This window comes from Streptomyces sp. NPDC090021, from assembly GCF_044748225.1.
Lineage (GTDB): Bacteria > Actinomycetota > Actinomycetes > Streptomycetales > Streptomycetaceae > Streptomyces.
On record NZ_JBIVFO010000037.1, the window covers coordinates 74,409 to 82,211 of the forward strand.

11 protein-coding genes are annotated in these 7,803 nt (G+C 71.0%); 7 read left to right on the forward strand and 4 right to left on the reverse strand.

The window, feature by feature from the left end:
• Position 1: 1 nt before the first annotated feature.
• Positions 2-361 (reverse strand): zinc ribbon domain-containing protein YjdM, encoded by a 360-nt coding sequence (locus ACIPXC_RS26895; protein WP_401623252.1) that lies wholly within the window; start codon positions 359-361, stop codon positions 2-4.
• Between the two features lie 209 nt (positions 362-570).
• On the opposite strand from ACIPXC_RS26895, the gene ACIPXC_RS26900 reads away from it, so the two are divergent.
• The 6 genes from ACIPXC_RS26900 to ACIPXC_RS26925 all read left to right on the forward strand — a co-directional run bounded on the left by ACIPXC_RS26900 (position 571) and on the right by ACIPXC_RS26925 (position 4,412).
• Positions 571-912 carry an ArsR/SmtB family transcription factor gene (locus ACIPXC_RS26900; protein ID WP_401623255.1) on the forward strand — a complete coding sequence of 114 codons (342 nt, stop codon included), beginning with the start codon at positions 571-573 and terminating at the stop codon, positions 910-912.
• A gap of 74 nt (positions 913-986) precedes the next feature.
• The gene (locus ACIPXC_RS26905; RefSeq protein ID WP_401623293.1) at positions 987-2,642 is read left to right on the forward strand and encodes a SulP family inorganic anion transporter; all 1,656 of its coding nucleotides are present in this window, start codon (positions 987-989) and stop codon (positions 2,640-2,642) included.
• Entirely contained in the window at positions 2,639-3,061 is a 423-nt protein-coding gene (locus ACIPXC_RS26910) for a pyridoxamine 5'-phosphate oxidase family protein (RefSeq protein WP_401623258.1), read from the forward strand. Before ACIPXC_RS26905 ends, ACIPXC_RS26910 begins: the two co-directional genes overlap by 4 nt.
• Complete coding sequence (locus ACIPXC_RS26915) at positions 3,058-3,483, forward strand: ATP-binding protein (protein ID WP_401623261.1); 426 nt, start codon at positions 3,058-3,060, stop codon at positions 3,481-3,483. Before ACIPXC_RS26910 ends, ACIPXC_RS26915 begins: the two co-directional genes overlap by 4 nt.
• 16 nt (positions 3,484-3,499) lie before the next feature.
• Entirely contained in the window at positions 3,500-3,910 is a 411-nt protein-coding gene (locus ACIPXC_RS26920) for an STAS domain-containing protein (RefSeq protein ID WP_401623264.1), read from the forward strand.
• A 166-nt stretch (positions 3,911-4,076) separates the two neighbouring features.
• Positions 4,077-4,412, forward strand: coding sequence for an ArsR/SmtB family transcription factor (locus ACIPXC_RS26925; protein ID WP_401623267.1), 336 nt, complete (start codon positions 4,077-4,079; stop codon positions 4,410-4,412).
• A gap of 164 nt (positions 4,413-4,576) precedes the next feature.
• Here ACIPXC_RS26925 and ACIPXC_RS26930 read toward each other — a convergent pair whose 3' ends face one another.
• Both ACIPXC_RS26930 and ACIPXC_RS26935 read right to left on the reverse strand, forming a co-directional pair.
• Positions 4,577-4,735, reverse strand: coding sequence for a DUF6126 family protein (locus tag ACIPXC_RS26930; protein WP_401623270.1), 159 nt, complete (start codon positions 4,733-4,735; stop codon positions 4,577-4,579).
• Between the two features lie 186 nt (positions 4,736-4,921).
• On the reverse strand, positions 4,922-5,119 hold the full coding sequence (locus ACIPXC_RS26935; RefSeq protein WP_401623272.1) for a hypothetical protein: 198 nt from the start codon (positions 5,117-5,119) through the stop codon (positions 4,922-4,924).
• Between the two features lie 130 nt (positions 5,120-5,249).
• Between ACIPXC_RS26935 and ACIPXC_RS26940 the strand changes: the two genes are divergently transcribed.
• Positions 5,250-5,567, forward strand: coding sequence for a pyridoxamine 5'-phosphate oxidase family protein (locus ACIPXC_RS26940; RefSeq protein ID WP_401623275.1), 318 nt, complete (start codon positions 5,250-5,252; stop codon positions 5,565-5,567).
• Positions 5,568-5,583: 16 nt separating this feature from the next.
• Here ACIPXC_RS26940 and ACIPXC_RS26945 read toward each other — a convergent pair whose 3' ends face one another.
• On the reverse strand, positions 5,584-7,266 hold the full coding sequence (locus ACIPXC_RS26945; protein WP_401623278.1) for a GAF domain-containing protein: 1,683 nt from the start codon (positions 7,264-7,266) through the stop codon (positions 5,584-5,586).
• Positions 7,267-7,803 lie beyond the last annotated feature (537 nt).

Below are 7,803 nucleotides of genomic sequence, written 5' to 3' on the forward strand. Positions count from 1 at the left end.
GTCAGGCCTTCTTGACCACGCTCGACTTGAGCTGCATGGCCCCGAAACCCTCGATGCGGCAGTCGATGTCGTGGCCGTCGACGCCGTCGATCAGGCGGATGTTGCGGACCTTGGTGCCCGCTTTGATGCCCGAGGGGCTGCCCTTGACCTTGAGCGCCTTGACGACGGTCACGCTGTCGCCGTCGCTCAGCACGTTGCCGACGGCGTCCTTGACCACCCGCTCCGCGGGCCCACCGGCGTCGCCGTCGGCACTCGCGGCGGGTACCCATTCGTGGCCGCACTCCGGGCAGACCATCAGGGCGTTCATCTCGTAGGTGTACTCGCTGGAGCACTTCGGACACGGCGGCAGGTTGTCGCTCATTCACGCAGGTTTCTGGACGTCGGGACGCGAGAGCGCCCTGGAGCGCGACCGGCCGGCCGGCCCGCGGGCGTCACGCAGCGAAGGAGCCATAATAGCAAATTGCAAAAGTCTGCAATTTCATAGATGCTGCGTGTGCTGTGTCCGTAGGTAGCCGCGGGCACAGCACCAGACGTTCGCCCCGTTCGGGGTGGTGAGAAGGGTGCGAGACCGTGCCGGTACCGCTGTATCAGGCCAAGGCCGAGTTCTTCCGGATGCTCGGGCACCCGGTGCGGATAAGGGTCCTGGAGCTGCTGCAGGACGGGCCGATGCCGGTGCGGGACCTGCTGGCCGCGATCGAGGTCGAGCCCTCCGCCCTGTCCCAGCAGCTCGCGGTCCTGCGCCGGTCGGGGATCGTCACCTCGGCCCGTAACGGCGCGACCGTCGTCTACGAGCTGGCCGGCGGGGACGTGGCGCAGCTCATGCTGGCGGCACGGCGGATCCTGACCGAGGTCCTGACGGGACAGAGCGTGCTGCTGGAGGAACTGCGCGAGTCCGAGGGTGCGCCGTCGTGAGCGTGTACACCGCGGTGACGGCCGTGCTGGGCCGGGTCCGCTCCATCCTGCCCGCCCGGGCGGACTACGCGGTGATGGTGCGTAGCCCCCGCCGGGACCTGCTGGCCGGCCTCACCGTGGCGATCGTCGCCCTTCCCCTCGCGCTCGGGTTCGGGGTCTCCTCCGGCCTGGGCGCGGAGGCGGGGCTGGCCACCGCGGTGGTCGCGGGTGCGCTCGCCGCGCTGTTCGGCGGGTCGAACCTTCAGGTGTCCGGGCCGACCGGTGCGATGACCGTGGTCCTGGTGCCGATCGTCGCCCGGTACGGACCCGGTGGCGTCCTCACCGTGGGTCTGATGGCCGGGGTCCTTCTGATCGGTCTCGCCCTCCTGCGGGCCGGGCAGTACATGCGGTACGTGCCGGCGCCGGTGGTGGAGGGCTTCACCCTGGGGATCGCGTGCGTGATCGGTCTCCAGCAGATACCCAACGCGCTCGGGGTCGAGAAGCCCGAGGGCGAGAAGGTCCTGGTGGTGGCCTGGCGGGCGGTCGTGGAGTTCGCTGCCTTCCCGAACGGGACGGCGATCGGCCTCTCGCTGGGTGTCGCGGCGGTGATGCTGGCCGGCGCCCGGTGGAAGCCGGCCATCCCGTTCTCGATCGTCGCGGTGATCGCCGCGACCGTACTCGCGCAGCTCTTCCACCTGGACGCGGCGGCCCCCATCGGCGACCTGCCCGCCGGGCTCCCCGCACCGTCCCTCGGCTTCCTCGACCCGTCCGCGCTGGGCTCGCTGCTGGCGCCGGCGGTCGCGGTCGCGGCGCTCGCCGCGCTGGAGTCGCTGCTGTCGGCGACGGTGGCGGACGGGATGACGGTGGGGCAGCGGCACGACCCGGACAAGGAGCTGTTCGGGCAGGGCGTAGCCAACCTCGCGGCCCCGCTGTTCGGCGGCGTGCCCGCCACCGCCGCCATCGCGCGCACCGCCGTCAACGTCCGTACCGGCGCCTCCTCCCGGCTGGCCGCTCTCACCCACGCGGCGGTACTCGCCGTGATCGTGTTCGCCGCCGCCCCCCTCGTCTCGAAGATCCCGCTCGCGGCGCTGGCGGGCGTGCTGTTGGCGACGGCGATCCGCATGGTGGAGGTCGGCTCGCTGCGCGCGATGACGAAGGCGACCCGCTCCGACGCCGTCGTCCTGGTCCTGACCGCCGCCGCCACGCTGCTCCTCGACCTGGTGTACGCGGTGATCATCGGTCTGGTCGTCGCCGGAGCCCTGGCCCTGAAGGCGGTGGCGAGCCAGACGCGGATGGAACAGGTCGACTTCCGGCCCGACCTGCCCGGCGAGCACAGTGACGAGGAACACGCCCTGCTCGCCGAGCACATCGTGGCCTACCGCATCGACGGACCGCTCTTCTTCGCCGGCGCCCACCGCTTCCTCCTCGAACTCTCCGAGGTCGCCGACGTGAAGGTGGTCATCCTGCGCATGGCGCGGGTGACCACCCTCGACGCCACCGGAGCCCTCGTCCTCAAAGACGCCGTGGAGAAGCTGAACCGGCGCGGCATCGCCGTGCTGACCTCCGGTATCCGGCCCGGCCAGCGCCAGGCCCTGGACGCCGTCGGCGCACTGGAACTGCTGCGCCGCGAAGGCCGCGAGTACGCCACCACCCCGGAGGCGATCGCCGGGGCCCGCACGTATCTGGAACAGGCGGGACTGCTGCCCCGTACCCGTCACCGACCGCACCGCATCCGGAAGGCCGCACGATGACCGTCTCCGCCGAACGCCGCATGATCGAGGTCTCCGGCACCGAGGCCCTGTGGCTCCTGGAGGGCTCCGCTCAGGGCCGGCTCGTCTACGTCCAGCGGGAGGTGGCCGTCGTACGGCCCGCCGTGCACGTGATGGAGTACGGACGCCTCGTCGTCCGAGCCCCCGTGCAGGCCGCCACGATCCCCGGCCGGGCACTGCTGACCTACCAGGTCGATGAGATCCGCACCCCGGTGGGGACCGGCTGGACGGTCAGCGCCCACGGGCCGGCCGATGTCATCGCCGACCCGGACGAGGCCGCCCACTACCGGCGTACCCTGCCCGGCTGGACTCACGGCCCGCACGACACCCTGCTGCGCCTGCACCCGCAGTCCGTGTCCGGGTTCCGTCTGGCCCGTACGGTCTCGGGGGCGGGCCGGTGAGTGTCCAGGTCGAGGCGATGCCCTACCGGCACGTGCTGGATGTGCCGGCCATGGGTTCGGCCGTGCGCATTGCCCGGGAGACCACCGAGCTGGTCCTGGTGGAGTGCGGGGTGGACCTTCGCCATCCGAGCGTGGGACCGGCGCTGCTGATCGTGGCCGAGCTGGTCACCAACGCCGTCCGTCACGCCGCCGTGTCCTCACCGATGATCAACGTGACCTACGCCCACGGACCCGGAGCCTTCGCGTTCGCCGTCCACGACCGTCACCCCTACCAGCCGGCTCTGTTCGGTGCGCTCGCCGGCGCGCCGGGCAGCGGCCTGGCCATGGTGGTGGAGCTGACGACGGAGCTCGGCGGCACCGCTGTCGTGCGGGCGGATGCGGACGGGCGTGGCAAGGCCATCTGGATCACCCTTCCCCTGTGAATGCGAGGAGCTGACGATGACGATCGAATGGCGCTACACCACCCGTCAGGACCTGGGCGTGTTGTCCTTGGCCGGGTACCTCGGCGCGGACGCCACCGACCGGTTCACCGGCGCGATCGGATGGGCGCTCGCCCGGGGCACCGGCCCGGTCATTCTCGATCTGACCGGACTTCTGGGCTGGTCGGCCGGCGGGCAGGTCGCCGTCGCCCAGGCCGCCCGCCGTCTCGGCGAGAGCGGGCGACGACTCGAACTCGCCGCGATCCCCGCGGACGGCTCCCTCGTCCCCGATGCGACCTGCCCGCCCGTGCCCGTCCACTGCGACCTCGCCGCCGCTCTGGCCGCCCACGGGGCTCGCGGGACGGTCAAGCAGTGGACCACCGACGACTGGCCCACCGGGCAGTCGCCCGAGGCGCCCGCCCTCATCTGAGCCCCGCTCCGGGGAGTCGAAGGTCACGAAGGCACCCCGCCAGGACCCGCGAGTTGCAGGGATCTGCAATTGTGGAGGTCGCAAGGTGTGATGAGGGTCGAACGGATGCCCTACGAAGGAACGGTTCCGGGTGGATGAGATGGGCAGTCAGGGGAGAGGTACACAGGTGACCACGCCGCTGTACCAGCTGAAGGCGGAGTTCTTCAAAACGCTGGGGCACCCGGTGCGCATCCGCGTCCTGGAGCTCCTGTCCGAACGTGAGCACGCGGTCGGCGAGATGCTGCCCGAGGTCGGCGTGGAAGCCGCGAGCCTCTCCCAGCAGCTCGCCGTCCTGCGCAAGGCCAACCTGGTGGTCACCCGCCGGGAGGGCTCGAACGTGCACTACAGCCTGACCCATCCCCAGATCGCCGAGCTGCTGCGGGTCGCCCGCGGCATCCTCTCCGGCGTCCTGGAGGGCCAGGCCGAACTCCTGGCCGACCTCAAGGCCGGCCGCCACACCTGAACGGCGCCCCCCACGGTGCCGGCCCTGCGGGGCCCGCACCCCACATGCGGCGGCCGTCTTCCGTTAGTGCGGGTTCCACGCGCTTCTGACACCGGAAGACGGCCGCTTCCTCCCAGGCCGACCCCGCACCCCGGGCGCGCCCGGACCCCACTCCGGTCCCGGTCTCACTTCTGGGCGTGCTGCCCCAGGTAGAAGAGCAGCCAGATGCACCCGGCGAACACGTGCGTGCCGAAGATGTAGAAGAAGGCCCGCATCGCGACGCCCTTCTCCTTCCAGTTCTCGTGCTCCGCAGCCGTGTCCCTCTCGGGCAGGTTGTCCGTCATGATTCCTCTTCCTTCCTGGTTCCCGGCTCCTCGACCGTCCGGACCTCAGGCACAGGACCGGCGCCGAGGAGCTCTCCCGTCCGAAGAGGAACCGTCCACACGTGCTTGCGCACCGCGACAGCCGTCTGCCCGCTGGGGCGCCTGACCATCACCGACGCCCCCGACCCGCCGAGGGCACCCCGAGGCTCATCGGGTGTCCCCCGCACCGGTGGCCACGCCGTGATCGTGGGCCACGCGCAGCGCGTCCTCCAGCTCCTCCGCGGCCTGCGCCTCATCGAAGGCATCGCCGGCCTCCTGCGCGGCCCGCAGGCGCGCCCGCGCCACACGGACCCGCTCCAGCGCCGCTTCCTCGAACCCGGCCACCTCGCAACCCCCGTCCGTCATATCCAGAACTCCTGAATTGCATAACTCTGCAAGTCTAGCCGGTGCGGGTCCGCCCGGAAGTTCACCCGTCACGACCGACCAGGGCGCCGTACGCACCAGCCGGCTGGTCGGCCCGTAGCGTGCGCCGACCATGCCGGCGCGCCCGGCCCCGGCGCGCACGGCTGTGCTTACCACTCAAGCTCACGCGGCACCCGCCGATGCTCCCGGTGTGGTGGTCGCTTACGAAGCGGACGTCATCGATTCCGTCACGCACCTCGGTTGGAGCGTTGTCGTCACTGGTTACGTGAGGGTGGCGGCAGATGCCGACGAGGTGGACCGGTACGCGCACTTGCTGCGTCCATGGGTGGCGCACCGGATGACCAGCACCCTGCGCATCCGTCCGGATCTCGTCATCGGGTTCCGGTTGGCGGCGGACTCGGCGCGGCCCGTGCCCGCGGACAGGGGCTGATGCCGTGCCCCGGTCCTCAACCCCCGGTGGAGAGGGGAGCCCGCCAGACGAGCCTTGTACCCCCGTCATCCGGAGTCTCGTGAGTGAAGGAGCCACCCAGGCTCTGCGCCCGTTCGTCGAGGTTGAGCAGGCCGCTTCTGCGGCCTTGGGCCGGAATGCCCGTCCCGTTGTCCGAGACGGTCAGCACGATCTCGCCCTGGCCGGCCTTGAGGGTCACTCCGACCCGGGTCGCCCGTGCGTGGCGGGCGGCGTTGCTGAGCAGCTCGCCCAGCACAGCGATGACGTGGTCGGCGATCTGTGGAGGTACGTCGGTGTCGAGCAGGCCTTCCATGCTCAGGCGCGGCGGGTGACCGAGGGTGGTGGCCGCGTCGCCGACGGCACGGGCGGCGCGCGCCCGTAGACCAGGGCCGCCCTCGCGGTCCTTGGTACGCAGCCCGAAGATCGTCGACCGGATGATCTTGATCGTTTCGTCCAGGTCGTCGACCGCCCGGCCGACCCTTTCGGCGGCCCTGTCGTGCTCGACGAGCCGGGCAGCGCTCTGCAAGGTCATGCCGGTGGCGAAGAGACGCTGGATCGCCAGGTCGTGCAGGTCACGGGCGATTCGGTCGCGCTCCTCCAGCAGTGCTATCTGCTCGGCGTCCCGGCGCCGCTCAGCCAGTTCCAAGGCGAGTGCGGCCTGACCGGCGAAGGCGACGAGCGGCTCCAGCTCGCCCTCGCCGAACGCCGGCTCTCCCGCCGGGCGCGCGAGCAGCAGGACACCTCTGCTTTCGCCGCCCGCGGTGCCCAACGGGACTGCCACGGCGGGCCCCAACCCTTCCTGAACCTGGGACTCAGCGGGATAGCGCTCGTCGGCCCAGGCCTGCACCGCTGTGACGGGTTTGCCGGCCAGGTGCGCCGCTCCTGCGAGCGTGCCCGCGAAGGGGACGACGAGACCTTGCCGCTCGGCTCCGTCCGCATCGGCCGCGAACTCCACGACCAGGCCGTCGATACCCGCCACGGGCATGGCGATGTCAGCGAGGCGTGCCGCGGTGATCTCTTGTGCGCGGCGGGCGATGAGCTCCAGCACCGACGGGCGGGAGCTGCCGGACAGCAGGCTCTCGGTGATCTCCGCATTGGCCCTGAGCCACCGCTGCTGGAGCTGAGAGCCCTCGTAGAGCCGAGCGTTGTCGATCGCGACACCCGCCGCCACCGAGAGGGTGGAGATCACCGTCTCGTCCTCGGTGTCGAAGTCGATCCCGCCACGCTTGTCGGTCAGGTAGAGATTGCCGAACGCCTCGTCGCGGACCCGGATCGGCACACCGAGGAAGGTGCGCATGGGCGGGTGATGGGCCGGAAAGCCGTAGGAAGAGGAGTGCGCGCCGAGATCCGTCAGGCGCAGCGGTTCCGGGTGGTGGATGACCTCCCCGAGCAAGCCGTGGCCCGCCGGCAAGGGACCGATCTCGGCGATCTCCTCATCCGTGAGCCCCACGGTCAGGAACTGTGAGAGAGTCCGGCCGTCGGGGCCGATCACTCCCAGCGCGCCGTATTCGGCGTCGACGAGCAGCGCGGCGGCCTCCACGATCCGCCGAAGCACCTGGGCGAGATCCAGTTCCCGCCCCACCGACACCACGGCTTCCAGGAGGCTGTGCACCCGGTCCCGGGTGCCTCGCACCTCGTCGATGCGGGCTTGGAGCTCGTCCAGCAGCTCGTCCAGTCGCATCCGCGGTACCTGCGGCAACGGATCCCTCACACCCACGTGCTTTCCCTCCGACGGCTCGCTCGGTTGCCCGATCCACGGTCAGCGTATCGACACGCCCAGGCCCGATGGGCATCGTTGCGCGCGGATGCCAGCCGAGACTGACCTGACCGAAGCGCCGCGGTCTACGAGGACGAGCTGCTACGGCTCCAGGCGGAGCTGATCAAACTCCAGGAGTCGATCAAGTCGACGGATCCGTTCCCGTCCACCACGCATCCGCGATGTCCTTGCTCGCGTTCCCGTGCGGCGAGGACGAGTTTCTCGCTGTGTTCCCGGTGCGAATCGGTTACGAGCTGACTGGCGAGATCGCCGTGGACGACGACGGTGATCTTGCGGGAGAAGTCTGGCTTGGAATTCAGACGGGGGGCGCCCCGCCCCGCCGCGTTCGGTCCCGTTGGGGGGGGGGGGGGGGGGGGGGGGCGGCGGGGGCCCCCCCCCCCCCGCGGGGGCGCGCCCCACCCAGGAACAAGCGTGACATACCCCGGCTGCCGGGGGGCGGGG

Excerpts from the sequence above, each read along its gene's own strand:
- ACIPXC_RS26920 (WP_401623264.1), top strand. The coding sequence starts at position 3,500 with ATGACGATCGAATGGCGCTACACCACCCGTCAGGACCTGGGCGTGTTG.
- ACIPXC_RS26930 (WP_401623270.1), bottom strand. The coding sequence starts at position 4,735 with ATGACGGACAACCTGCCCGAGAGGGACACGGCTGCGGAGCACGAGAAC.
- ACIPXC_RS26945 (WP_401623278.1), bottom strand. The coding sequence starts at position 7,266 with ATGCGACTGGACGAGCTGCTGGACGAGCTCCAAGCCCGCATCGACGAG.
- ACIPXC_RS26910 (WP_401623258.1), top strand. The coding sequence starts at position 2,639 with ATGACCGTCTCCGCCGAACGCCGCATGATCGAGGTCTCCGGCACCGAG.
- ACIPXC_RS26940 (WP_401623275.1), top strand. The coding sequence starts at position 5,250 with ATGCCGGCGCGCCCGGCCCCGGCGCGCACGGCTGTGCTTACCACTCAA.
- ACIPXC_RS26895 (WP_401623252.1), bottom strand. The coding sequence starts at position 361 with ATGAGCGACAACCTGCCGCCGTGTCCGAAGTGCTCCAGCGAGTACACC.
- ACIPXC_RS26905 (WP_401623293.1), top strand. The coding sequence starts at position 987 with ATGGTGCGTAGCCCCCGCCGGGACCTGCTGGCCGGCCTCACCGTGGCG.
- ACIPXC_RS26935 (WP_401623272.1), bottom strand. The coding sequence starts at position 5,119 with ATGACGGACGGGGGTTGCGAGGTGGCCGGGTTCGAGGAAGCGGCGCTG.